This is a genomic window from Bacillus cereus (assembly GCF_002561295.1).
In the GTDB taxonomy this organism is placed as follows: domain Bacteria; phylum Bacillota; class Bacilli; order Bacillales; family Bacillaceae_G; genus Bacillus_A; species Bacillus_A cereus_S.
In genome coordinates this window covers 83,941-109,331 of the sequence record NZ_NTUG01000020.1, presented here as the reverse complement: position 1 = coordinate 109,331, position 25,391 = coordinate 83,941, and the positions used below count along the sequence as shown (strand labels likewise).

Sequence of the window (25,391 nt, the reverse complement as noted above, 5' to 3'; positions counted from 1 at the left end):
ATTCTGAAAATCAAACAAAAGAAGTAATCTTTAAAGCTATTGATCTTACTTTTTGTAAAAATATAGTAGATAAAATCTATCATTAGATTAAGTGAGCAATCACTAGTGGGGGATGAAGAAAATCCCCCACTAATAGAAGTTTCACTGTATTACTTTGATTTCGGCTCTAAACCGATCTGACGCAGGAAGTCTGCTAATCCTTTTTTACCGATTTTTCCCTTCGGCTTAACCGCTTCTGGGACACCGACTTCTTTTTGCAAGAAGTTTTTCTCAATGAAGCGGACATCTGTCTCGTCCACGACACCGTCTTGATTGATGTCTTGCGGCACAATAGATGCATCCTTCTTACCGTATACATCGACTACACTTTGCATATCGCGAATATCAATTAATCTATCACCATTCACGTCTCCTGCAAGATTTTTAACACCTAATCGAACATATTGCCCGCGCATCTCGCCGTTTACAGAATAACCAGGAATGAATTTCTTCATCGCTTTGAGATGTCCCGGAACCTCAATAACAACTGTGTGTGCTTCAGTAGAAGCTGGGATACCATTAATTTTATAGTAACCTTTACTATCAATTGTTCCCTTATATTTTTTACCTTTTGGGGACATCACATATACTTGGGCACCGATTTTTGAATAATCTACTCCCTTTTTCAAATACTGAGAGTTCTCAGGCCCAGTCAAAAATGCTTGCGGCCCGATAGAACCTTGTACACTCGAATTCGTTAGAATAAGGTTAAAATTTTGCGTGTTGTAAAAGGGAATTGCAGTGGCTGCTGTTTGCCCCGCTTTCATATAAGACCCCTGCTTGACATCAAATCTGATAACATTATCGAAATATGCATCACTTACTACTTTGAATGTGACATCAAGGAAAGGCATATCTCCGTCCAGACCGTTGAATGCATTCCCTTTCATAGATGCACCGACTTTCACTGTATTAGTGTGAGTTCCTTCTATCACGACAGATTCTTCCAGCGATACCTCCAAGCCCTTTTCCTTCGCATACTGATTTACCGCATTGTTCAGTTTCACGTTCTCAAACTTGAACAGATCATTCATAAATTCGACTTGGAATTCTCCGGATACAAGCTGCTTTACATTATTGAGGCTGAGTGTCATCGTAACTGTATCGTTAATTTTCACATCTTTCTTATCGTAACTAGAAGTCGTATATTCCGTACCTTCTTTTACAAAGAAATAGTTTTGTTTTTCCATTGCCGTTGCCTTATCAAACGTAGTCAAAACCAAATTTAAAGGTCCTTTTGCAATATCACTTGCCTCAATTCCGAATTTTACATCTCCATTCGCTTGGATTGGGAAGTATCCATCTATGAATCCAGAGTTTGCAGAGTAACCCATTGTGTTGGAAGATTGATCAATATTCAATCCTTTGGATTTTAATAGATCCACTGTTGCATCCTTAGCTGTTCCATGCAGCCATACTGCTTTTTGTCCATCCTCTTCCGTAAACATGGAGTCATTAATCTCAATCACACCTGGTTTCTTGTCCATGTTCACTTCTGGTGCTGTATTGTCCACAATAAGCGGATTGTCTACAACATATGATCCCCCTTCCTCATCGTGTGCAATCAGTTCCAGTATATAATCGCCTGCCGGAAGCTTTATAGGAAGATCACCAATCGGCTTGGAAGAATCATTTGTAAATGGATAGACAGTACCGCTAAATGCATTCATAAGAAAAGTTTCTCTGTCTATCATTAATCTGCTAGCGTCCGCTGTTCCTACAAAACCTACAGCTTTTCCTGTTTTACTATCCTTAACAACTACATCAATTGTTTTCATCGGGCTATTCAACTTCATGTTGACATGAACAAACGGGTACATATATTGCCAGAAAGGCGTCGTATTCGTCACGGATGGACTGCTCGTTTTCGCATATTCAAATCCTTTTTCCGTCACCATGACAGCGAATGGGATTTGATATGTTTCAGCCGGATTGTTCGCATTCGTTACATGAATATATCCTTCGTATCTGCCTTTCGCTGCGCTAGCAGGAATCGTAATTTTCGGCTGCAGCTCCTGTGATTTTCCGCTGGCTACTGTAAGAGATGCAGGCACCTCAACTTGTATACCGTTCTTTACTGCATCTTGAATGCCTGTACGCTCACCATGATACTCCACTTCTACTTTAAATAATTTTTCTTCCTTGCCGTTGTTTTGGACATTTACTTTTTTGCTTGCTTCAATTGGCTTATCACCTTGTTTAACATGTCTGCCGAACACGATGGAGCCTGTTTGTTCGTCAATTTCGACAACTTTTCCGTTCTCGACATTTTGTGTTTTATCTAATACTTTGATAGATGTATCCGTATGAACAGCTTGATACGCATCGATACGACCTGCGCCCACTTCGTATACAGAATTCTGGCCATTCAAATCATCGGATGTATTCATAAGAGCCGCTTTTACATCGAAAGGAGTATAATTTGGATGCTGTTGCAACATCAATGCCGCTGTACCCGCTACGTGAGGGCTCGCCATAGAAGTACCAGACAAGCGTACATATGCATTGCCGTAATTCGTACCTTCCTGCGGATCGTTAATATATTCCGGTGCAGTAGAGAAAATAGACACACCCGGAGCGACTACATCTGGCTTAATATCATAATTTCCGTTTACCGGCCCACGGGAGCTGAAATCAGCTAAGTGGTCACCTTCCGTTTTTGTATTGCTCAGCGTTTCGAATTTGAAAGATACTTCACCTAGCGCCTTTAACCGTTCGCCATCTGCTTTTGACAGACGGAAAGATGGAATAAGACCTACACCCTCGCCTAAGTAAGCAGATATTTGCCCGTCAGTATTGTTATACACGATAACCGCTTTCGCCCCGGCTTTTTTAGCATTTTTAATTTTTTCATCAAACGTAATTTCCCCGCGCTGAATCAGCGCAATTTTCCCGTTCAAATCTTTTCCTGTAAAATCAGCTTGCTTACCAAGTCCCGCAAATACAATCGGTAACGATTGTCCTTGCAATTCTTCTAACTTATCAGGAAAATCTTTACCTAATAACTGCATATTTTCAAACTTTTCATTCGCTACACTTGCAGTGAATGTAGGAATGGACATAGAAACATCACTCGCCCCAACCGAAATACCTAGAGCTGCCGTTCCCGGGGAACCGAGCGTTTTTTCGTTTGGTCCAGCGTTACCTGCGGCAACAACTGTCACCACCCCTGAAAGCATGGCGTTATTTGTCGCGACAGAAGTAGCATATAACGGATCATTCGTTTGCGCACCAAGCGACATGTTGATGACATCCATACCATCTGCAATCGCTTTATCTATTCCCGCAAGGATTCCCGCTGTATTTCCTCCGCCCCAGGGACCTAATACTCTATAAGAATATAAATCTACTTCAGGTGCTACACCTTTCACCGCATAATCCGCATTGTTTTTCTTTTGGGCTGCAATCGTTCCTGCTACATGTGTACCATGGTTTGTATAGTACACTAAGCCTGGATATTCCGGCTTACCAGCTTTTATCCAATCCTCGTACGTTGTTTCCATCGGATCTGCATCGTTATCTACAAAATCATATCCGCCTTTATAAGCATCTTTTAAATCTGGATGATTATAGTCCACACCTGTATCAAGAACGCCGACTTTAATCCCTTTACCCATAATGTTTTCTGCGTGAAGCTTGTCCACACCAATTTGCGGAATACTGTCCGCCATTTTTGGCTGGATCTCTTTTTGTGTTTCTTTTTGTTTTTCTACTGGAGGTTCCACTTTTACCTCGTAATCTTTAAAGACACGGTTTACTACTCCAGATTGGATCAACTCCTGCACAGCCACACCAGGTAAAGTCATCGCTACACCGTTGATTGCATTCTTATATTCGCGTGTGATTTCCACTTTTTTCGTATCGTAAGTGCCGGCATCTTTCTTCGATTTTAAAGATTCGACATGTTGCTTAAACACTTTATGTTCTTCATCTACTTTTGCTTGCGCAGTAGTAGCAGCTATTTTCTTCCCTTTCGCCGCTTGTTTCATCACTTCAATTTTTGCTGGAGCTTGATTGAATTCCACGATAACGTTAACTAATTTAGGACTATTTGTATCAATATCAGGTGAAATCGTAAAATTAGGACTTACATCTAACTGTTCCAACGCTTTTCTTTGTTCTGCAGACAGATTCGTCAACACCTGTTCCGCATTATCAACTGGCTTCAGTTCAGCCGGACTTTCTGCCAATACGTTATACGGAACACCCTGTGACAATAGCATACCAGCCACTAACGTTCCTGTAAGAACCCTCCCAAATTTCCCTCGCTTCATACAAGTTCCCCCATCTAAATTTATTTGTATCTGTAGCCATTGCATAACATACATTTACGAAACTATTAGACTACGATTCTACTTCCTTATCTTAATAAATTTTTACTTTTCCGAAAATTATCAAAAAGGAATATTTTTTATCGTTATTAGTTCTATACCGTATAGTACAAAAGAACTACCCCGTGCCTTATTATTTTGAGTAAAATAATAAAACATAGAGTAGTTCTTTTAAATCATTTTATTTAAGAAAATGGAACAAGCTGATTTCGAACGGCATATATGACTGCTTGTGAACGGCTTTTCACATTTAGTTTTCTGAAAATCTTATTAATGTGGATTTTAACTGTCTTGTCACTAATATATAGAGCTTCAGCAATTTCCTTATTGCTAAGACCTTTGACCAATTCAAATAGTATTTCTTTTTCACGCTCTGTTAATTCATTTTCATTTGATTCTGATTTCGTTTGCTGATGATATGTAATCAACTTTTTAGTCATACGCGGATGAATCACAGAATCTCCTTGTAATACCATTCTGATTGCCGCCACTACCTGCTCGGATGATGAATCCTTCAGTAAATAACCGTCTGCACCTGCCCGAAGAGCAGCCATCAAGTATTCATCATGTTCATACATAGTTAATACGAGAACACGGCAGTTCGGATACTGACCTTTCACGAGTGATGTAGCCTCAATACCGTTTTTTCCTGGTAAATTAATATCCATTAAGATACAATCAGGCCTACACTCTTCCACTTTCTTTACTACCTCATCCCCGGAAACAGCTTCTCCAACTACTCGCATATCAGATTCGAGTTCCAATATACTTCGAATTCCATCACGCAAAACAGTATGATCATCCACTACTAATATTCGAATCATGATACCCCTCCCCCATCTCTGAATCTGGAATTAACAATGTGATTTCTGTACCTTTTCCCGCTGAACTATCAATCTGAAGGACAGCCCCTAGCTGCTCAGCTTGTTCATTCATATGTAATATACCATAATGCGGCTCATGCTTTGCTTTAATCATAGATTCAAAAAGAGAAAAACCAATTCCATTATCCTTTACCTTCAAAAGTACATGTTCCCGTTGATAGCTTAGTAAGATGTCAACTTCATCTGCCTTTGCATGCTTTATAATGTTCTGCAAGCTCTCCTGCAAAGTATCGAATATCACTCGTTCTTTCGTAAAACTAAGTTTTCGAGAACGACCTCTTTCATGATATGTAATGGCTAGGCCATATTCTTGTTTTAAGGATTTAACTTTATTTGTAATTGCTTGTTTTAGTCCTAATCTTTGTGTTGGATATGGCTTTAAAGCATAAATAGAATAACGAACTTCACTTAAACTCTTCCGTAATTTTTTTATGCTTGTATCTACCACTTGCTGCATGTCCTTTGGTCGATCTGCATACTTTTTCTGAGCTGACTCCATCTGAAATATCACTCCGGCCAATGCTTGTGCGATTCCATCGTGGATTTCACGAGCAATTCGATTTCTTTCTTCTAAAATCGTTCTTTTTTCCTGTTCAGAGACGAGTGTCCGCGTTTTAAGCAAGCTGCCTAATTGATTGGCAAACGTAGCTAAAGTCTGTACATCTTCAGTAATAAAACTCGCACTTCTGCTTTTCCCTGCCACAAACATTCCAACTAATTCATGATTTACCTTAAGAGGTAAATATACGAGAGAGCGCATCGTATTTTCAAACACTTCATCTCCCGGAGCCATACCTGTTTTCCAATCAGTAACAACAACAGTTTCGGATATCGCTTCAAACTCCTTATACAGATCAGAATAATCAGAAACATTATGACGCACTTTTCCATCCTTTAATAGAAGTGTCCAGCTCTCTTCATCTTTTGCCCATAAAACATATGCCTGTATTCCTAAGAATCCTTTCAATGATTGTTTCATCTGCTGTAAGTTTCCGGCAGATAATCCATGACTTAATTCCGTCGTAATGGAAAAAAGCTTATATAGTCGTTCTTTTTCCACACGTATTTGTCTAACGAAAGAGCTAATGATACAGATTGCCACAAGCGGGAAAAAGAAGAACAGAACCATAATTTCATCCATCACTCCGCGATATCGGTAATCTAAAATATGTATAAGTGAAGAATAAAATAAACAAAAACTCAAACTCAAGAGTACTAATATATTCTTTTTGCGCCATTCTTCTAGCGGATATGGCTGAGGAAGAAGTATGATTAAAAGATCGTAAAACAAACTGTTAAAAAGGCAAAGAAACGTGCTGAATAAAAACAAGCTTATGAATTTTTCATATAAAACTGAGAGGTTCATCCCAGAAATAAAAAGGGAGAAACATTCACTGGAAAGCCATTCTGCTAATACGATACTAAGAGCAAGTTGCGCACAATTAAATACTGTCCTTTGCATAGGTAAGCGGCGGAGCAAATGGATACATAACATCGCAAACATACAAGAAACAACAGTTATATGTATTCCAAACTGCCAATTCATTGTATAAATAAGCGTAAGACTGAGTGTGATTCCCCCTCTCCAAATACGGATAGGAAAATACTCAGTAATTCCCATAAACATAATTAACAACAAAAGCAGTATAAGATGAGAAGGCATTTCACTTAAAAATAAGGAAATGATAACAGTAATTAAACCGAGAAAAGAAATAGAATAAATATAAAAACTAGCTACTTGTTCTCTCATAGAAGTAAAATCTATCTTTTTCAAAACGATCCCTCCCTCAAAACATCTATTTTCATCATTATCTAATAAAAAACCGGCACTGGCAAAATGAGAAGGTCCCCATTAGCCAATCACCGGCTGGCGCTGTCCCTTAGAGGGGGTGGCACACTATTAGTATAAAGCAGGTCTCTCTATTCTACCATCCATCAAATGTTATAATTGTAAATATATTCTAACCTAATCATATAGAACTAAAGATGTATATGATTCGATTTCATCATTGTTTTTTTTCCAGTAGAAGATCATACTTTGAATCCAATTTCTTCATATATTTTCAGTCATTCACTTTTTATTCTGTAATTGGCTATATTCTTCTTTTGTATTCACATTAAGAAATAACCCCTTCGGCAGCTCTAATTCTTCTGCCGTCACATACTGAGTATTACACTGAGATAATAGCCCCTGCATACTTCTTTTACCTTCTTTTAATAACTGCTCTATCTTTTCTTTTGCTCGGTAGTGATACAATGCTAAAAGTGGCTGTTTCCGCCCTTCCACCAATGGAACAATCGCTTCATACGCTTCATACGCTTCATCTACTCGTTCGATACATGTCATCGCCCACTCTTTCGAAACATTTGGTGTGTCGCACGGTGCAACGATATACCAATCTGCATCTACAAATTCCATGCCTGTTAACAAACCAGCAAGTGGACCGTTTCCTTTATATAGCGCAATATCTTCTACAACTGGTACATGCAATATATGCGAGAGATCATTCGTAATCGCTGGATGACTGATTACAACAATGTCTGTTACAACTTCTTTCAATGCCTCTATACTATGCTCAATAAATGTTTTCCCGCGCCAAGTTGCCAATGCTTTTGGCTCTCCAAAACGGCTAGACTGTCCGCCGGCTAATACAATTCCTGCAATTTTCATTGGCGGTGCAGCTCAAATGTAATGTGCCCAAGCTCAGGTAAAATCAATTTATTCATCGCAAGGCGAACCGCTCCGCTAGAACCTGGCATTGAAAAGACAACCTTCCTTCCAATAGTACCGCCAATTGCTCGGCTTAACATCGCAGCGCTTCCGATATCCTCTAAATAACTAATCATGCGAAACAGTTCACCAAATCCAATGATTTCCTTATCTAACAATGCCGAAACTGCTTCAATCGTCACATCACGCTTCGTAATACCTGTTCCACCATTTGTTAAGATAACGTCAACATCTTCTTGATGATATCCACTTAATACAGCCTGTCTAATCTCTTCTTTATCATCTTTTATAATTTCATAAGCCGTTACTGTATGTCCTGCTTCTACTAATAATTCTTTTAATAACTTCCCGCTCTTATCTGTCTCTTCTGTACGTGTATCAGAGACCGTAATAATTTTACAGCGCACTTCTTTCGGCGCTTGTTTTTTATGTTCTGTTACGCTCATTTTTATTCTCCCCCTTTTTATAACTACTCATTATTTTATCATATCGGATAGAAGCTCTATCAAATATGAAGTACATCACATTTACGTAATATATGTAGTGAATGACTAAAACATCGTGATACAATATAAGTATATATAACCATAAAAAGGAAGGTGTATTCATGGAACATTATCAAAAACTCACAACTGTATTTATCCTTCTATTCGCCGCTTCTATTAGCGCTGGTATGGCTTTAAAAGATGTTGTCCCATACTCAGCAATCGGTGGTTGGGGATTTGGGACACTCTTCTTACTTTGCAGTGCATTTTATGCTGGAAAAGCGCGTCAGAAGAAAGGAGAATGACGATTGTTCCGTAAAAAACCTACACTTTGTAAGTCATGCGGTAACGAAATAAAAACATATGAAAAAGCATGGGTTCATATGCCGTTCCCTCCAAGCGGGATGACAAATATGAAAAAATATATTGAACTTGAAGCTGAAGTGTATTGTAGTTCCTGTGCTGGAGTGTGTGAGAAACAACATAACGAGGTGAAATAAGGGGGTATACCAAATTGTTCGAATCTAGTCGAGTTCGGTTACGAAAGTTTTCAGAAGACGATATTCCAACTTATTATCACTGGCGTAATGACATGGACGTTATGAATACTACAAGTCTTAACCTTGATACATATTCATTTCAGGAAACTGAACAATTTTGTAGACAAATTATTCACTCTTCAAATTCTAAAAGCTACATCATCGAACAAAAGAATAGCAGTCTCCCTATTGGCCTCACTTCTTTAATTAACATCGATCCACCTAATCGAAACGCAGAATGTATTATTGATATCGGACGGAAAGAGTATTGGGGACAAGGCTATGGAAAAGAGGCACTAACTGTATTGTTAGACTATGCATTTTTAGAATTAAACTTACATCGTGTATCCTTACGTGTATTTTCATTTCATGATAAGGCGATACACCTTTATAAAAAACTTGGATTCCAACACGAAGGTACATGTAAAGAAGCTGTATTTCGAAATGGGAAATGGCATGATATTGAGCTTTTCGCCTTACTACAGCCAAATTACAAATAAAAAAGCTTTGCGCCTTCGCGCAAAGCTTTTTCTTCTTATATTATAGACCAGCTTGCTCTTTTAAAGCTGCTGCTTTGTCTGTACGTTCCCATGTAAGGTCTACATCAGTACGTCCGAAGTGTCCGTAAGCTGCTGTTTGTTTGTAAATTGGGCGACGTAAGTCTAACATTTTGATAATGCCAGCTGGGCGAAGATCGAAGTTGCTACGAACTAGTTCTACTAGTACTTCTTCAGATACTTTACCAGTGCCGAATGTATCAACTGAAATTGATACTGGTTGTGCTACACCGATTGCGTATGCAAGTTGTACTTCTGCTTTGTCAGCAAGGCCAGCTGCTACGATGTTTTTCGCAACATAACGAGCTGCATATGCTGCAGAACGGTCAACTTTTGTTGCATCTTTACCAGAGAATGCACCGCCGCCGTGACGAGCGTATCCGCCGTAAGTATCAACGATGATCTTACGTCCTGTTAAACCAGCATCCCCTTGTGGTCCACCGATTACGAAGCGGCCAGTTGGGTTAATGAAGAATTTTGTTTCCTCGTCCATTAATTCTGCTGGAACTACAGCTTTAATTACATGCTCTTTTAAGTCACGATCGATTTGTTCCCACGTAGCTTCTGGATGATGCTGCGTTGAAATTACAATTGTATCGATGCGTACTGGTTTACCATTTTCATCATACTCAACTGTAACTTGCGTTTTACCGTCTGGACGTAAATATTCTAATGTTTCATCTTTACGAACTTCCGTTAAACGGCGAGCTAATTTGTGAGCAAGTGAGATTGGAAGTGGCATTAATTCTTTTGTTTCATTACATGCAAAACCAAACATTAAACCTTGGTCTCCTGCACCAATTGCCTCAATCTCAGCGTCAGTCATTTGACCTTCACGCGCTTCTAACGCTTGGTCAACACCCATAGCGATGTCAGCAGATTGCTCATCGATAGATGTTAAAACTGCACAAGTTTCTGCATCGAATCCGTATTTTGCACGAGTGTAACCAATGCCTTGGATTGTTTCACGAACGATTTTTGGAATATCTACATAAGTAGAAGTCGTAATTTCCCCCGCTACCAATACTAAACCAGTTGTTACTGTTGTTTCACAAGCTACACGTGCGTTTGCGTCTTTTGCTAAGATCGCATCTAAAATTGAATCAGAAATTTGGTCACAAATTTTATCTGGATGTCCTTCAGTTACAGACTCAGATGTGAACAGATGACGTTGTTTTGTCATGTGGTAAACCTCCCTACAGTAATTGTATATATTGTACGGAACTCATCCTTAATTTGCCACAAACTGCGACATTCATTTATTCTCCCACACAAGCATAAAGAAAAACCTTTCCTATTTATAGAGAAAAGGTTTAATTTGCTACTTGCATACTGCTTTTTGCCCTTCGCTCTTATCGTTCGAGACCTTTCGCCTCGCACAGGTTTTAGCACCTATTCACTTGTTTTTACCAGTACAAGTGAGGTTGCCGGGCTTCATCGGGCCTGTCCCTCCGCCAGCTCGGGATAAGAGAGTATCCGTCCCAACCTATACTAAAGAAATGATATTCATTTGTCAATTAATATTCACATATTCCTACAAGTTTTTCGTATTATTTGTCGAACGAAATATTAATAGGAAAATAATACATTCACACAAACAAAAATAAATAAATAGTATACATTATTTATATGATTGTGTTATACTCTTGATGGGGATTACGAGAAACATTTCATTAAAATGAAAAGGATGGTATATAAATATGAGTACTGTGAATGTCCAAATTGGATTACACGAATTACTGAACGGAAGCAATGCACAGGTTCAACTAAGTGTTCCACAACTAGTGGAAAAAGTACTAATGAGAAATGAAGGGAAATTAACTTCTACTGGTGCCGTCTCTGCTTCTACAGGAAAGTATACAGGACGTTCTCCTAAAGATAAATTCATTGTGAAAGAAGCATCGGTTGCTGATAAGATCGCTTGGGGATCTGTAAACCAACCGATTTCTGAAGAACATTTTAATAAATTATATACAAAAGTATTAGAATACTTAAAGGAAAAAGAAGAATTATTCGTATTTAAAGGATTCGCTGGTGCTGATCACAACTATCGTCTCCCATTACAAGTTATTAACGAATATGCATGGCACAATTTATTTGTACATCAATTATTTATTCGTCCAACTGAAGAAGAATTAGTAAATCATGAATCTGAATTCACAATTGTTTCTGCACCAAGCTTTAAAGCAGATCCAGAGATTGACGGCACAAACTCTGAAGCATTTATCATGGTTTCATTTGAAAAACGCATCGTATTAATCGGTGGTACGGAATACGCTGGAGAAATGAAAAAATCAATCTTCTCTATCATGAACTTCTTACTTCCAGAACAAGATATTTTATCTATGCACTGCTCGGCAAACGTAGGTGAAGAAGGCGATGTTGCTTTATTCTTCGGTTTATCTGGAACAGGTAAAACAACACTATCCGCTGATCCACACCGCAAATTAATCGGTGATGATGAGCATGGCTGGTCTGATAATGGCGTATTCAATATTGAAGGCGGTTGCTATGCAAAATGTATTAACTTGTCTCGTGAAAAAGAACCACAAATCTTTGATGCAATTACATTTGGATCAGTGCTTGAGAACGTTGTAATTGATAATCAAACACGTATTGCAGATTATAATGATACTACATTAACAGAAAATACACGTGCTGCATACCCAATGCATGCAATTGATAATATTGTAGTGCCAAGTGTTGCAGGACATCCAAATACAATTATTTTCTTAACTGCTGATGCATCTGGAGTATTACCTCCAATCAGTAAATTAAATAAAGAGCAAGCTATGTACCATTTCTTAAGCGGTTACACTAGTAAATTAGCTGGAACTGAGCGCGGCGTAACATCTCCGCAAGCAACATTCTCAACTTGCTTCGGTTCTCCATTCTTACCACTTGATGCATCTCGCTATGCTGAAATGCTTGGTGAAAAGATTGAGAAACATGATGCGAAAGTATTCTTAGTAAACACTGGCTGGACTGGCGGCGAATACGGCGTTGGAAAACGTATGAACTTAGGTTACACGCGTGCAATGGTACAATCAGCATTAAATGGCGAGCTTGATAACGCTGAAACAGCGAAACATGACATCTTCGGTCTTGAAGTACCACTTCATGTACCAGGTGTACCTGACGAAGTATTAATGCCTGAACAAACATGGGCTGACAAAGCAGCTTACAAAGCAAAAGCAATCGAACTTGCAAATGAATTCAAAGAAAACTTCAAAAAGTTCGAGAACGTTTCTGAAAGCATTATCAAATTAGGCGGTCCAATCGCTTAATTGAACCTTACTGTTTGAATACCCTTTACTCATATGAATAAGTATGATGTAACCGATAAAAGTCGCGTACTCACCGACAAAACCCATGCGGCTTTATAGGTTACACATACTTACAATAAAAAAGAAGCTTACGTTGATAACGTAAGCTTCTTTCTTTTATTTTTGGGCTACTTCTAATGTGAATTTCACACAACACGAGTTGAACTACAAACCGCCGGGCGCTCTCTTCCACACTAAAAGAAAAAGTTTTATACCAGGAGAATTTTATATATCCACCTTGATTTTCTAACATACAAATTACGGCTTCGAAAATAAAAGTGGATTTCCCTCTCACTTGCTCCTTTTGTTTTCAAACACGGCATGGGGCGAAATAGGGACCTGACCGCGTCTACCCATGGCCAGACGCTCTCTTCCACCCAAAAAGAAAAGGGTTTTCAGCGTTTTCCGTATCTATTTCCTCGCGTCTTTCATGCTATAGTATCCTAAATTAATCACGATCAAGAAATAACCGCCCATAATTCCAACTGCAAACGCCCACATCACCATATGGTGTTCAATTTCATACATAATAATTGCACCTAGTATTGCTGCTGCAAAACGATTAAACATACCAAGTGTTGGTGCTTTACTCTTTTTTACAATACTATCTCCAAGCTTTTCAATACGTCTACCTAAAATCCAAACGCAATACATACTAACAAGTAAACCAATCCCAACACCTAAAAAGTGCGCAGAAAAAGGTGTCATCGCCCACCCTAATAGCATCGCACCTAGCAAATAATACATTTGGATTTTAAATGACCTTAATGACATACTAATCATGCAATTCTCCTTTATCATCTTATTTACATATCATCAGACTTCACCCCGCTATTTGCGGGCAGTAAGTCTCCCACCTCAAAATTCAGCAAAAACAAAGAAGCTAGATAGGGAATCAACTGCCCGTAAAAGCNNCCGATTGGTTCAACTAATAATCAGTGGGGATCAATCCTCCCCACTGATTAAAGTTTCACTTTATCTGTTACATTCAAAAATAAACACTATGCTTATGTTGTTAAAATATTTTTCGGAAATAATATTATACAAGATTTCTAATATGAGAACGGGCGCAATTTATGACTTTTTTTCAAACATTTCTCATAGATTTACAAAAAAGTGATATCAATCTATAAAAATATGGATATGATGTATATATGCTCGCTTTCATTTTTCAACATATAAACCACGGGCTTGGAGACAAAAAGAAACCTCCACTCGTTTTCTCCTTTTGCTTTTTTACTTGGCATGAGGCGAAAAAGAATCTGACCCTCCTATGCATGAGCGGATCCTCTCTTCCACACGAAAAGAAAAAGATTTATACCAAGAGGAAATTTATATATCCACTTTGTTTTTTCAACATACAAATTACGGCTTCGGAAATAAAAGCGGATTCCTCTCTCACTTGCTCCTTTTGTTTTCATATGGCATGAGGCGAAATAGGGACCTGACCGCTTCTATCCATGAGCGGATCCTCTCTTCCACTTAAAAAGAAAGGTTTTCATCAGTTTTTCAATTCACACGCATGTAGTCAGTACACAAGTAAAGGGGGCTTCTAATGATTTATTTTTTACTGGCTCTCATCCACCTCATTATCCCTGCACTTATAGGACTTTCATTATATTGGTATACAACAAAACATAGTATCTTTTATGCTGTCCTTGGTGTCCTTCTCCCTGGCGTTATTCTCATTGCACTGTTTCGCATACCAGTTCTCAATTTAATCCCACTTATTACCGCCATTTTATTCCTAATGTTTCTACCCAAAATAAAAAAATAGGAAAGCAGATCAGCTATGATCTGCTTTCCTATTTTGATATATGTTCTGATGCGATATGATGTGCATCAAGTTTTTCAGACTTTACAAACCATAAACCGAGAAAGATAATACAACCGCCAATCATTTGTTGCAGCGAAATATATTCTTTCGCCCATATCGCGGCAAATACAACCGCAACAAGTGGTGTAATGTACATATATACCATCGTATGTGAAGCACCAATTTTTTGCACTCCAATATACCACATAACTAAACCAAATACCGTTACAAAGAAAATAGAATACAATAACGCAAACCACGTCATTCCTTGTTCAATTGTAAATGGTAACGAAAAAATATGCCAACCACTCAGTATAACAAGTGGAATCGCCCCAACAACTGCCGACCATGCCGTCACACGAAGTGCTGAATACTTCTTAATAAGCGGTCCTGCTAATACAGGATATAGCCCCCAGCATATCGATGTAATAAGTCCAATCCCATTTCCATAAAAAGAACCAGCAAGTGAATGCCCTGCTAATAAAACAAGAGCAGCACCGGTGCAAGCTACGATAGAACCGACTAGCTTTCGCTGAGAAAACCTCTCTTGTTTCAAAAAAACAGCAAACATCGTTGTAAAAATAGGTGAAATAGAAATAAGCAAGGAAGCGTTCGTAGCAGATGTATATTTGATGGTTTCCATAAATAATGTTTGATATAACACGATTCCCACAACACTAACTGCAATGAGCCTCGGTATATCTCTTAATTCCATATGCAATGACTTTTCAATATAAAATGTAAGTAATAATAATAGCGGTGCTGCTGTAATCATACGGAGTGCAGTAAACTCGATTGCTGTAAACTCCTCAAGTCCATATTTTCCAATTGTATAATTAACACCCCAAATTATAACTACACTTAAAAGTAATAATTCAATCCCCCATCTTCTCATATGTATCCCCTCCGCATAACAGATTATACAGAAAATTCAATCATATGTACATTTCATTACATGAAAAATTACATAAGAAAAAGGAGCATCCAATTTGCTCCTTCTTCATAAGTTATACTCGAATATGAAGTTTCATATTTGGGTTATAAAATTGACTTGGACTTTTCAATTGAAAATGTCCTCCTGCTTCATGTAAATCAACTGTCAATTTATCATCCATAAAAACAAGCTTTGTGCGATCCGCAATATACTTCAATCGATTAGATTCAATGTCTACATCACGTTCATCTTTCTCTGATACAGCTACTAAATCAATAATTCCGCTCATCACACAGCCGCATCCTTCATTATCATAAAATAACTTTATAAACTTCGCTTCATTTGGAATCGTATCCATAATCTTTTTATATGCTGCATCTGTTACAGTCACATACATTCAACAGTCCTCCTACCTCTATATAATTCTTATATTGTACCATTCTTTTTATAAATCCCATCCATTTATTGTATACAGAAAATTAAGACTACTATACAATGTATGTGACAAAGTGAAACTTCAATGTGGATATTGTTTTACTTCCGCAGAAGAAATGGTGGTGTTAAATGAGAGGTCGCATACTTTCTTTCATGTTCCTCGTTCTTGTCTGTTTTCTATTAAGCTCATGTAAAAGTACCCCTGAAGATGAATTAAGAAAAACCGTATGGGATCAATTATCTGAACATACGAAAGAAGAACTAAGTGATGGCTGGAAGAATGCTACAATTACAACCGAAACATTGAAAGCTGGAATATCTTCCGTTAAAGATTCCTCTTATATTGGAAAAGAAGTCTATCGTGTTTCATTTCCATCTGATCGTTCTTACGTACTTGGAAATGTAACTGCTTTTGTTGATATGGATACAAAGAAAGTGATTGGATTTGATCTGCGGGATTAATTAAAAAAGAGAGGGCTTCCTTCCCTCTCTTTCCATTCATCAGCGAATCGGCAACATAATTTCGACCGTAGTCCCTACACCAACTTCACTCTCAAATTGTATTTCCCCTTGATGGTCTTCAATAATCTTATATGTAACCATTAGCCCTAAACCAGTTCCATCATCTTTCGTTGTATAAAAAGCCTCGCTCAATTTAGGAATTTTATCTTTCGGTATGCCACATCCCTCATCCTTGATTCGAACTCTCATTGCATCTTTTGATATAACCTCAATCATAACGATTCCACCATCTTGCATAGATTCAATCGCATTTTTTATTACATTTAAAAACACTTGTTTTAAACGTTTTTCATCACAGACTATACTTGGTAGCTCACCTTTATAAACGGTATGTATTTTAATGCCTCGTTCCGAAGCGGGCTGCCCCATAATTCTTACCACGTATGAAAGAATATCTTTTATATTATGACTCCCGCATTCCATTGGTTTAGAATTTCCAAGCTCCACAAGTTCGGTGGAAATGGTGTCAATTCTTTCGATTTCTTGCTCCATAATATCGCAATATATTTTATCCTCGGGATACTTTTTTTGTTGTTCGCTAACAAAACTTTTCAAGAGCGTTAATGGGTTGCGCATTTTAAAGCCAATAACTGTTGCCATCCTTCCAATTACAGCCATCTTCTCTGACTTTTGAAATTCTTTATGCGTCATTTCAATTGTGCGTATATAAGATTGGAATCTCAATAAAACAATCCACATTATAATAGAAAATAAGCTGCACATAACGATTGGAATGAGGACAATAAAAGAATTCGCAACCACTCCCATTAAAGCATACTTTACGATTGTGCCTCCCGTTACTAACCAAAAATAGCGTTTATTCACAAAAAATGGTGCAAAAAGAAAGAAGAATCCCTCTACTATGTTTCCTCCATCAAACTCTAAATCCGTTCCATAATAAATGATAAAATTATGAATGAAATCTAGTATACAGTATCCGATGAAAATAATATATTTCACAGCATACGGATTATGCCTTTTCGCCACATAGATTCCCACAAGGACTAATACAATCATGAGAATATACAACCATATCCCTAAACCTTTTTCTACAATTGAATCCCCATCCAATCCCCCTTGTAGCATAGGTCTAATATAATGAAACGCAATCTCATAAATAAAAAAAGTTGCAAAAAATAAACTTAAAAACAGCTTTAATGTTCGAATCTCTTCCCTAGTTAATCTATACACACCGTTCATTGCATAACTCCTCTATTCACAACAGGCATACTTCACCCGTCTTGCCTTCTATATCAATTCATTTTAATTTTCCGGCATATACCTATGAAAACAAAAGGAAATACCCACTCATTTTCCCCCTTTGTTTTCACTTAGCATGAGGCTGACCGTTTCTATGTATGGTCGGATTCTCTCCCACCTAAAAAAAGGGCTTATGTCGTTTTTTGTTCTTATACAGGTAAAATAATATCTACTTTCGTTCCTATGTTTCTTTTACTTGTAATATGTATTTCCCCATTATGTTCTTCAATAATTTTACAAGCAATAGTAAGACCCAAACCTATACCATTTTTCTTTGTCGTATAAAAAGCCTCTGTTATACGCTTTAAATTCTCTTCCTGTACACCGCATCCATCATCTATAATCCTTATGATTACACCATCTTCGTTTCTTTTCTCTATATGTATCTGAAGTGTTCCGCCATACTCCATCGCTTCAATTGCGTTCTTTATTATGTATAGAAATACTCCTTTTAATTTACGATGATCACAATCTATTTTTATTTGATCAGGTGCAACATCATAAGTGAGATACAGCTGTTTCTTGTTGATTTCTGTACTCATTTCTTTCAGCGCCTTTGATACAATTTCTTCTATTAAATAACTATTATAAGTAGAAGACTTACAAGTTGCGATTACCATCAATTCACTTATCATATTGTTTATATGTTCAATTTCCTCAATCATCTGTTCATACACTTTATCATCTGCATATTTCTCTTTCTGCAATTGTGTAAACCCTTTTAATGATGAAAGTGGATTTTTAATTTCATGTCCAACAGATGCTGCCACTTTCCCAATAACTGCAAGCTTGTCAGACTCTCGCTTTTCTATCATTATCTTGTTTATAGTAGAAAGGTACTGTAAAAATCGATTCAGCAACAGGTAGGTTATAAATAATAACAGACTATACATAACCAACGGCATAAATGCTCCTCTTTCTCCTAAAAGTAAAAATACACTATATTTCCCCATAATAATGAAAAATAAAGATAGTAAATATTGTTTACTCATAAAAATAGGCGCAAATAAAATAAAAACAAATTCAAGTGTATTTCCATCATCAAATGCTACTTGATTATGAATCGCATACCAGTACAAATTAAAACATTCCGCGCACATATAAGCTAGCAAATATACATACTTAATAAGATATAACCGTTCCTTTTTTATCAAATATATACTGCATGCGATTAAACAAACTGCATACAAAAATTTTAGAATTTGAGCATCTAATCTTATTAATGACATAGAATTTCCAAGCATAATAGAATGTACCATTTCATATATAATCCATACAATATTCAATGCCCATAAAAAGAGTACTGCACTTTTCTTTTCTTCTTGAAATGAAATAAAATTCCTATCCACTTTAACACTTCCCCAAAAAACATATACTTTCTCATGCTAATTCCCACCTCTTATTATAATAAATAACAAGAGTGTTCGAACAAAATAATATCGAATTATGTTGAAAAATTTCACAGTTTAACAATTCACATAATTTTCAATAATTCATCATTTAAAGCGCTTTTATGTGTTATATACTTAGCTTGTCAGGTTAAAGTAGAACTCCCCGGTTCTTTATGTTTGAGCTGTTTTGTCTAGTTATACCCCCGTTATTAAATATAAGTAAAAAAGAACTTGTAGTGTATCTACAAGTTCTTTTTTTGTTACAGTTCTGCTACTATCCCAACATGAATGAGAAGTAAGACCTACATCTCTAGATTCCGAAAAAAATGAGAAAGATGGGAGGACTAACTGCCTGCCCCCCTCACTGATTAAAGTTTCACCTTATACTATGAAACAGACCAAATTATTGATTCACGGCCTTTTCTACAAGCGCAGCATATGCTTCAGCACCTGCTTTTGTTAAATGTACGCCATCTGGTTCAAAATATGCTTTATTTCCAGCACTTGCTGAATACCAATCTACTAATGTCACATTTTCGTAAGCATCTGCTACTTCTTTTAATTTCTCATTCACTACTGATTCCCAAGGACGTGGCACCCTCGTATTGACTAATATGATTTTCCGGTCATTTCCAATCAATTGTACTAATGATACTAATTGATCCTTTGTAAATGCTCCATTTGTCCCTAATCCAATAATGACATGGTTTCCTAACTCTCCCTGATTCTTTAACTGTTCCACTGCAGGAATTGCCTTGGACAATTGTCGACCAATCTTTGCATCAATCTTAATATTAGGAAATGCATTTTTTAAATATGGGGTGATATCAATCATAATAGAATCACCTACAGCTGTAACTGTTTGCTCGTTATTCTTATGTACAGCAGCCTCTTGTTCTTTATTTTGAGGTAGTTCCTCAGCAGTTTTTTCCCTAATTGCCACTGGATGTTTCGGCTCTTCTTTCTGTTCCTTTTGCAGAACCTCACCCTTATCTGTTTGTGGATTATCCTTTGCTTGGCTAGCTGTTGTTAACCCAAAAACAGCTATCGTAGAAATGAATAATGCACCTATTATAGCTACCTTGCCACCTAATGCTAAGTTTCTCATTCGCCAGTTCTTCGAGCCAATATTTTTCAATGCTCCTCGCCTAATTGGATCCTCGATAAACTTCCACGAAATTTGTGCAGCAAGTATAATAAGCAGAAATTGACAAAGTGCTCGTATAAGTGAAAACTCTCCAGCATTTATTTTCGGTGTCGTTAATGTAATAATCGGATAATGCCAAAGATAAAGCCCATACGATCGTACCCCCATCCAGCGTAATGGTCTAAATCGTAAAAATTGAGCAATTCGACTAGCTGGATGAGCAAGATTGGCTACTAACAAGGCAGTAGCAATTGATAACAGAACCATTCCCCCTTGATATAAAAATGGTTCATATTGATTCGTCTTCCAAAACATAACGAGAATGATGATAAGAGCAATTCCCCCGACTATGTCAAGAACGAGACGTGCCTTTGGAATAATTTTATTCGCAAGCCTACTACTCGGCCAAATTAAGGCAAGTGCCGCTCCAATTAATAAAGAAAAAGCTCGCGTATCAGTTCCATAATAAATTCTACTTGGATCAGCTCCCGGCTCATACAAGATTGCCATCGCTAATGCAGACATTATTGCTCCTAAAAGGATGAATAAAATAATATGTGATTTCTTTTTTATGAAATAAAATGCGAGACCAATGATAAATGGCCACACTACATAGAACTGTTCTTCCACAGCTAACGACCAAAAATGGGTTAACGGAGAAATTTGATTAAAACTCTCAAAGTATGATAATTTGTGATAAATATACCACCAGTTACTGAAATAGAATAACGCTGCTAATGAATCACCTCGCATCTTTCCTAGCAAAGAACTGTGGAAAATAGTGACCCACGCTATTACAATTACAAGCATAACAAGCATTCCAGGAAGTAATCTCCTTGCCCTACGGATCCAGAAATTCCTCAAGTCAATTCTCTTATTTCTCTTCCATTCTATCGCCAGAATATCCGTGATTAAATAACCTGAAAGCACAAAAAATACAGTAACACCTAGAAATCCTCCAGGCATCCAATTAAAATTGATATGATATAAAATTACACCTAGTATAGCTAGTCCCCTTAGACTGTCCAATCCAACCATATAGCGACCATTTTTCTGTAATGGTTTGGGCATCTAGCAGTCACCCCCATGTTTTTCATCTAACAATTCTGTTAATATTCACAATATACAACTCTATTCATTGTATAGCCCCAAAATATGAGTCCGATCAAAATATTACAAAACCTTTTCGTAAATTCTCTCTTTTTTGATGATTACATACACAATAACTAAGATTTTATCACGTTATCTAATGACATAAAATAGTTTGATGAATAAACTTTCATGTAAAAAAAGAGGTTATCCCAAAAACTACTTTTAGGATAACCTCTTTTTTTATTAACCAACACTCTGAACTCTACCAATTTGTCCATCTTGTAATCTGACCTTAATTCCATATGGATGTGTTTCTGTATTAGTCAAAATATCTTTTACAACACCGCTAACACGCTTATTACGATCCTTATCTAAGACGATCTCTACATGAGAACCAACTGAAATTTGTGATCTTGTTGGTTTGCCACCACTGGTTTGTGCTTGTCTCGATGCCCCTTCTTGTTGCACTGGCTTTTGAGTTTGCTGCCCTGCTTGTTTTTGTTTTTCTTCTTCTGCTCGTTGCTGTTCTTCTTGCTTACGTTTTTCTTCTTCGATTCGTTGCTGTTCTTCTTGCTTACGTTTTTCTTCTTCGATCCGCTGCTGTTCTTCTTGCTTACGTTTTTCTTCTTCGATCCGTTGCTGTTCTTCTTGCTTACGTTTTTCTTCTTCTGCTCGTTGCTGTTCTTCTTGCTTACGTTTTTCTTCCTCGATCCGCTGCTGTTCTTCTTGCTTACGTTTTTCTTCCTCTATTCGTTGTTGCTTTTCCGCCTGTTTATCTTCTTCCATTTTCTTTTCATCTGTTTGTTTTTTCTCTTCTTTTTGTTCTTTCTTTTCTTCCTGTTTTGCTTCATCACTTGCACCTGTGCATGCTGTTAAGGCAATTGCACACAAACTGCTAAGCAAAATTAAAAATAACTTTTTTGACATGTAAAAATCCTCCTATGTATCTGGTAAAAATAACGAACTTATTTAAGATAGCAGATATAAGGAGGAACACTTGTCATAATTTGTCGTATTTGTACTAAAATTTCATCTCTATTTTTTATAGCTTCGTAAATAGTAAACATACTATCTTTCCCCGTGGCTGCTCGTTCTCTTTAACGAAAAAACAGAAAGTTCCGGCTTACTTAAAAAACGTACTGGCATTCTAGTAGTACCAATACCACGATTCACATATAACTGTAATGGTTTACTCTTTCCCTCTAATGAATAAAGCCCTTCTACATATTTATTTGCTAGTGAAGTAGTAATAATAGGACCTATAAATGGAAGCTGTACTTGTCCACCATGACTATGACCAGATATTTGAAGGTCTACTGGATATTCAAGTATTTGATCGACAGCATCAGGTTCATGCACTAATAGCAAGTTAAAATCCTCTACTCTAAGATTCTGCAAGGTTGGCTGAATTTTGGGTTTTCCAAGTAAGAAATCATCAAGACCAGAAATAGTAATATACTCCCCATTCATAGCTTTAATCTTTTTCGTTTCATTATTTAAAACCGTAAAGCCAGCATTCTCCATATACTCTTTATATAAGTAACCACCACCTCCTCCTCGATCATGATTGCCAAACACAGCATATTTTCCAAGAGGAGCATGAATTTGTGCCAAAATAGTTTGTGAGTATTTTCTTTCTGCAGTATATTCTCCAAATTTATCAATCAAATCCCCTGTAAAAACCACAATATCAGGATTTAATTGATTGATTTTATTCACTAATAGTTGTTGCTGTTTGTGAGGAAAATTTGGTCCGAAATGTGTGTCTGAAAACTGTACGATCTTCACACCATGAAAACTTTCTGGAATATTTGGATTTTCAATGTCATTCCATGTAACTGACAATGCTTTTGTTTCAAAATGAAAAGCATATACATAAATTGTTATCGGAAGAACGAATAGTATGAGGGCAATCATACATATTCGTCTCAAGTACAATAAGGAAGTGCCTTCTGTCGCTTTTTCTAAAGAAGGCACTTCCTTGTTCGAATTCATTCTATTTGTTTTGGCCTGTTCTAAGTTCGCTTTCATGTGTTCACCTCTAAATTCATCTTCGTAAAAAGATACGATTTAACTAATGTTGTAGCACTTCCATGTTACAAACGTATGTCTTTTAGAAAATTGAGGTGAACATAAGCGAGCTAATCACATCAAGATTAAGTTTTCATGCATCATATAGCTCTTCTATTAAGGGGGTAAATGATGGGATATTTACTACGATGATTTTATAGGTTTTACTTTAGGAGAGGCAGAAACCAAATTTTCCATATGATGCATACAATCAATATAAATGTATAATCACTACCATCTAATTTCGGTCCTTTTTGTACGTGCATATCCAACCACATATGCATAAGTTTCGTTTCCTTGTACTTATGAAGGTTCCTTTTGGCGAAGCGATAAGACAGCGACTGTAATATCATACATCCTGCTACAAATATAAATAACAAAACGAGAAAATCAATCATCCTATTTCTGCACTGTTTTTTCTAATATCCGATGCTCTAGCAGCCATTCTTCAAATTTAGCGCTCCCAAACTCCCAGCTCAAATCATTGGCATGTACGGAAAAAACGTAATATCCTGACTGTTCATCCATATATGCGTCTTCGCTTACCCCAACTTTCTCAATCCCATAAAAAGAAAAGTTGAAAAAGACATCCCATACATCTTCATGTTTTCTCTTATAAGCAATCGATTCCACATCATATTCTTCTCCAAAATAATCAAGATGCAAATGCATACTATCATCATATTCATACTTCATTTTATCACCCCTTATATTTGTACTTCTTTATCATCCAAAAAATTCCTTCTATGTCCACTCACATCTAGGCACTTACCTACATATTATGGCAGTAGATTCATTTCTAGGAGGTGTCATATTTTGAAAAAATTGATAGCCGTTTTTTGTATACTGATACTTACCGTTTTTACGTTTGTCGCGTGCAATAAAAAAGACGATACGAAGCAACAAGCGCAAAAGATTCACATTGGTGAAGTAACCCATTCCCTCTTCTATGCCCCGCTCTATGTTGGCATTCAAAAAGGTTTCTTTAAGGATGAAGGATTAGATATTGACCTGCAAACGACAGCTGGCGGCGATAAAACGATGACTGCATTGTTATCTGGTGGCATTGACATTGCACTTGTCGGTTCTGAAACATCCATTTATGTTCACCAGCAAGGGGCAAAAGATCCCATTATTAACTTTGCCCAACTTACGCAAACGGATGGTACATTTTTAGTTTCACGTAAAAAGTTAACTTCTTTTAATTGGAACGACGTGAAGGGCACCACTTTCCTTGGTCAACGTAAAGGCGGTATGCCACAAATGGTTGGAGAATATGTTTTAAAGAAAAATGGTATTGATCCACATAAAGATACAAATTTAATTCAAAATGTGGAGTTTGCGAATATCGCTAATGCATTCGCGTCTGGTACAGGTGACTTTGTCCAATTGTTTGAACCAACAGCGAGTATTTTTGAGAAAGAAGGAAAAGGCTATATTGTTGCATCCTTTGGTACTGAATCTGGAACTGTTCCGTACACAACATTTATGGCAAAAGAAAGCTTTTTAAAGAAAGACAAAGTAGCAGCTGAAAAATTCACACGTGCCTTATATAAAGCACAACAATGGGTAGATACACATAGTCCTGAAGAAATTGCCGAAGTTGTTACACCACTCTTTAAAGATACTTCAAAAGATATTATGGTCAAAGTAATTGAGCGGTATAAAAAGCAACATTCGTATGCGACGAACCCATTATTAGATGAAGAGGAATGGAAACAAGTACAGAAGATTATGAAAGAAGCTGGTGAACTACAAAAAGAGGTTCCACACGAAACGCTCGTCAATACAAAAATTGCCGAAAGCGTTATTAAGAAATAGAGGCGAATACA

23 protein-coding genes and 1 riboswitch are annotated in these 25,391 nt (G+C 37.1%); of the genes, 7 read left to right on the top strand and 16 right to left on the bottom strand.

Annotated elements, in window-relative coordinates; all coding sequences use genetic code 11:
* Positions 1-149: 149 nt before the first annotated feature.
* The 5 genes from CN373_RS13610 to CN373_RS13590 form a co-directional block, all read right to left on the bottom strand.
* On the bottom strand, positions 150-4,313 hold the full coding sequence (locus CN373_RS13610) for a S8 family serine peptidase (protein ID WP_098359522.1): 4,164 nt from the start codon (positions 4,311-4,313) through the stop codon (positions 150-152).
* Positions 4,314-4,555: 242 nt separating this feature from the next.
* Complete coding sequence (locus CN373_RS13605; RefSeq protein ID WP_000619336.1) at positions 4,556-5,194, bottom strand: response regulator; 639 nt, start codon at positions 5,192-5,194, stop codon at positions 4,556-4,558.
* On the bottom strand, positions 5,169-7,028 hold the full coding sequence (locus tag CN373_RS13600; RefSeq protein ID WP_000717717.1) for a GAF domain-containing sensor histidine kinase: 1,860 nt from the start codon (positions 7,026-7,028) through the stop codon (positions 5,169-5,171). Before CN373_RS13600 ends, CN373_RS13605 begins: the two co-directional genes overlap by 26 nt.
* Before the next feature lie 297 nt (positions 7,029-7,325).
* Entirely contained in the window at positions 7,326-7,925 is a 600-nt protein-coding gene (gene mobA / locus CN373_RS13595; RefSeq protein WP_098359521.1) for a molybdenum cofactor guanylyltransferase, read from the bottom strand.
* Positions 7,922-8,431 (bottom strand): MogA/MoaB family molybdenum cofactor biosynthesis protein, encoded by a 510-nt coding sequence (locus CN373_RS13590; protein ID WP_098359520.1) that lies wholly within the window; start codon positions 8,429-8,431, stop codon positions 7,922-7,924. The genes mobA and CN373_RS13590 overlap by 4 nt, the downstream gene beginning before the upstream one ends.
* 161 nt (positions 8,432-8,592) lie before the next feature.
* Here CN373_RS13590 and CN373_RS13585 point away from each other — a divergent pair, with 161 nt between their 5' ends.
* The 3 genes from CN373_RS13585 to CN373_RS13575 are packed head-to-tail and all read left to right on the top strand — an operon-like array spanning position 8,593 to position 9,509.
* A complete protein-coding gene (locus CN373_RS13585) occupies positions 8,593-8,775 on the top strand; it encodes a hypothetical protein (RefSeq protein WP_000401441.1) in 183 nt (60 codons plus the stop codon).
* Positions 8,776-8,778: 3 nt separating this feature from the next.
* Positions 8,779-8,970: a hypothetical protein gene (locus CN373_RS13580; protein ID WP_098359519.1), complete on the top strand. Its 192-nt coding sequence runs from the start codon at positions 8,779-8,781 to the stop codon at positions 8,968-8,970.
* A gap of 14 nt (positions 8,971-8,984) precedes the next feature.
* Positions 8,985-9,509 (top strand): GNAT family N-acetyltransferase, encoded by a 525-nt coding sequence (locus CN373_RS13575; RefSeq protein WP_098359518.1) that lies wholly within the window; start codon positions 8,985-8,987, stop codon positions 9,507-9,509.
* Between the two features lie 40 nt (positions 9,510-9,549).
* Here CN373_RS13575 and metK read toward each other — a convergent pair whose 3' ends face one another.
* Positions 9,550-10,749, bottom strand: a complete 1,200-nt coding sequence (metK, locus tag CN373_RS13570; RefSeq protein ID WP_000166357.1) for a methionine adenosyltransferase — start codon at positions 10,747-10,749, stop codon at positions 9,550-9,552.
* 166 nt (positions 10,750-10,915) lie between these two features.
* A riboswitch (SAM riboswitch) is annotated at positions 10,916-11,037 on the bottom strand.
* A 229-nt stretch (positions 11,038-11,266) separates the two neighbouring features.
* Between metK and pckA the strand changes: the two genes are divergently transcribed.
* Positions 11,267-12,853: a phosphoenolpyruvate carboxykinase (ATP) gene (gene pckA, locus CN373_RS13560; protein ID WP_033664893.1), complete on the top strand. Its 1,587-nt coding sequence runs from the start codon at positions 11,267-11,269 to the stop codon at positions 12,851-12,853.
* A 450-nt stretch (positions 12,854-13,303) separates the two neighbouring features.
* On the opposite strand, the gene CN373_RS13555 is transcribed toward pckA, so the two are convergent.
* A complete protein-coding gene (locus CN373_RS13555; protein WP_000624919.1) occupies positions 13,304-13,675 on the bottom strand; it encodes an ATP synthase subunit I in 372 nt (123 codons plus the stop codon).
* A gap of 772 nt (positions 13,676-14,447) precedes the next feature.
* On the opposite strand from CN373_RS13555, the gene CN373_RS13550 reads away from it, so the two are divergent.
* Positions 14,448-14,669: a hypothetical protein gene (locus tag CN373_RS13550; protein WP_000639040.1), complete on the top strand. Its 222-nt coding sequence runs from the start codon at positions 14,448-14,450 to the stop codon at positions 14,667-14,669.
* 28 nt (positions 14,670-14,697) lie between these two features.
* Here the strand turns inward: CN373_RS13550 and CN373_RS13545 are convergent, their stop codons facing one another.
* Together CN373_RS13545 and CN373_RS13540 are read right to left on the bottom strand one after the other, a co-directional pair.
* A complete protein-coding gene (locus CN373_RS13545; RefSeq protein WP_001255436.1) occupies positions 14,698-15,603 on the bottom strand; it encodes a DMT family transporter in 906 nt (301 codons plus the stop codon).
* Positions 15,604-15,715: 112 nt separating this feature from the next.
* Positions 15,716-16,039 carry an iron-sulfur cluster biosynthesis family protein gene (locus CN373_RS13540; RefSeq protein WP_098359517.1) on the bottom strand — a complete coding sequence of 108 codons (324 nt, stop codon included), beginning with the start codon at positions 16,037-16,039 and terminating at the stop codon, positions 15,716-15,718.
* Positions 16,040-16,206: 167 nt separating this feature from the next.
* Between CN373_RS13540 and CN373_RS13535 the strand changes: the two genes are divergently transcribed.
* Complete coding sequence (locus CN373_RS13535; RefSeq protein ID WP_001214902.1) at positions 16,207-16,539, top strand: hypothetical protein; 333 nt, start codon at positions 16,207-16,209, stop codon at positions 16,537-16,539.
* A 39-nt stretch (positions 16,540-16,578) separates the two neighbouring features.
* Here CN373_RS13535 and CN373_RS13530 read toward each other — a convergent pair whose 3' ends face one another.
* The 7 genes from CN373_RS13530 to CN373_RS13500 all read right to left on the bottom strand — a co-directional run bounded on the left by CN373_RS13530 (position 16,579) and on the right by CN373_RS13500 (position 24,255).
* Positions 16,579-17,799 (bottom strand): ATP-binding protein, encoded by a 1,221-nt coding sequence (locus CN373_RS13530; RefSeq protein ID WP_098359516.1) that lies wholly within the window; start codon positions 17,797-17,799, stop codon positions 16,579-16,581.
* A 209-nt stretch (positions 17,800-18,008) separates the two neighbouring features.
* Positions 18,009-19,208, bottom strand: a complete 1,200-nt coding sequence (locus tag CN373_RS13525; protein ID WP_000375693.1) for an ATP-binding protein — start codon at positions 19,206-19,208, stop codon at positions 18,009-18,011.
* Between the two features lie 445 nt (positions 19,209-19,653).
* Positions 19,654-21,468 (bottom strand): acyltransferase family protein, encoded by a 1,815-nt coding sequence (locus tag CN373_RS13520; protein ID WP_001125853.1) that lies wholly within the window; start codon positions 21,466-21,468, stop codon positions 19,654-19,656.
* 264 nt (positions 21,469-21,732) lie between these two features.
* On the bottom strand, positions 21,733-22,416 hold the full coding sequence (locus CN373_RS13515) for a YwbE family protein (protein WP_098359515.1): 684 nt from the start codon (positions 22,414-22,416) through the stop codon (positions 21,733-21,735).
* Positions 22,417-22,557: 141 nt separating this feature from the next.
* Positions 22,558-23,406 carry a metallophosphoesterase gene (locus CN373_RS13510; protein ID WP_240519112.1) on the bottom strand — a complete coding sequence of 283 codons (849 nt, stop codon included), beginning with the start codon at positions 23,404-23,406 and terminating at the stop codon, positions 22,558-22,560.
* Between the two features lie 317 nt (positions 23,407-23,723).
* Positions 23,724-23,957 (bottom strand): hypothetical protein, encoded by a 234-nt coding sequence (locus CN373_RS25855; protein ID WP_033664509.1) that lies wholly within the window; start codon positions 23,955-23,957, stop codon positions 23,724-23,726.
* A gap of 1 nt (position 23,958) precedes the next feature.
* Positions 23,959-24,255, bottom strand: coding sequence for a DUF3986 family protein (locus CN373_RS13500; protein WP_000873105.1), 297 nt, complete (start codon positions 24,253-24,255; stop codon positions 23,959-23,961).
* Positions 24,256-24,375: 120 nt separating this feature from the next.
* On the opposite strand from CN373_RS13500, the gene CN373_RS13495 reads away from it, so the two are divergent.
* The gene (locus CN373_RS13495; RefSeq protein WP_098359513.1) at positions 24,376-25,380 is read left to right on the top strand and encodes an ABC transporter substrate-binding protein; all 1,005 of its coding nucleotides are present in this window, start codon (positions 24,376-24,378) and stop codon (positions 25,378-25,380) included.
* Positions 25,381-25,391: the final 11 nt, after the last annotated feature.

Excerpts from the sequence above, each read along its gene's own strand:
- CN373_RS13555 (WP_000624919.1), bottom strand. The coding sequence starts at position 13,675 with ATGATTAGTATGTCATTAAGGTCATTTAAAATCCAAATGTATTATTTG.
- CN373_RS13530 (WP_098359516.1), bottom strand. The coding sequence starts at position 17,799 with ATGAACGGTGTGTATAGATTAACTAGGGAAGAGATTCGAACATTAAAG.
- CN373_RS13535 (WP_001214902.1), top strand. The coding sequence starts at position 16,207 with ATGAGAGGTCGCATACTTTCTTTCATGTTCCTCGTTCTTGTCTGTTTT.
- CN373_RS13550 (WP_000639040.1), top strand. The coding sequence starts at position 14,448 with ATGATTTATTTTTTACTGGCTCTCATCCACCTCATTATCCCTGCACTT.
- CN373_RS13510 (WP_240519112.1), bottom strand. The coding sequence starts at position 23,406 with ATGATTGCCCTCATACTATTCGTTCTTCCGATAACAATTTATGTATAT.
- CN373_RS13545 (WP_001255436.1), bottom strand. The coding sequence starts at position 15,603 with ATGAGAAGATGGGGGATTGAATTATTACTTTTAAGTGTAGTTATAATT.
- CN373_RS13590 (WP_098359520.1), bottom strand. The coding sequence starts at position 8,431 with ATGAGCGTAACAGAACATAAAAAACAAGCGCCGAAAGAAGTGCGCTGT.
- pckA (WP_033664893.1), top strand. The coding sequence starts at position 11,267 with ATGAGTACTGTGAATGTCCAAATTGGATTACACGAATTACTGAACGGA.
- metK (WP_000166357.1), bottom strand. The coding sequence starts at position 10,749 with ATGACAAAACAACGTCATCTGTTCACATCTGAGTCTGTAACTGAAGGA.
- CN373_RS13610 (WP_098359522.1), bottom strand. The coding sequence starts at position 4,313 with ATGAAGCGAGGGAAATTTGGGAGGGTTCTTACAGGAACGTTAGTGGCT.
- CN373_RS13605 (WP_000619336.1), bottom strand. The coding sequence starts at position 5,194 with ATGATTCGAATATTAGTAGTGGATGATCATACTGTTTTGCGTGATGGA.
- CN373_RS13500 (WP_000873105.1), bottom strand. The coding sequence starts at position 24,255 with ATGAAGTATGAATATGATGATAGTATGCATTTGCATCTTGATTATTTT.
- mobA (WP_098359521.1), bottom strand. The coding sequence starts at position 7,925 with ATGAAAATTGCAGGAATTGTATTAGCCGGCGGACAGTCTAGCCGTTTT.
- CN373_RS13540 (WP_098359517.1), bottom strand. The coding sequence starts at position 16,039 with ATGTATGTGACTGTAACAGATGCAGCATATAAAAAGATTATGGATACG.
- CN373_RS13515 (WP_098359515.1), bottom strand. The coding sequence starts at position 22,416 with ATGTCAAAAAAGTTATTTTTAATTTTGCTTAGCAGTTTGTGTGCAATT.
- CN373_RS13585 (WP_000401441.1), top strand. The coding sequence starts at position 8,593 with ATGGAACATTATCAAAAACTCACAACTGTATTTATCCTTCTATTCGCC.
- CN373_RS25855 (WP_033664509.1), bottom strand. The coding sequence starts at position 23,957 with ATGATTGATTTTCTCGTTTTGTTATTTATATTTGTAGCAGGATGTATG.
- CN373_RS13520 (WP_001125853.1), bottom strand. The coding sequence starts at position 21,468 with ATGCCCAAACCATTACAGAAAAATGGTCGCTATATGGTTGGATTGGAC.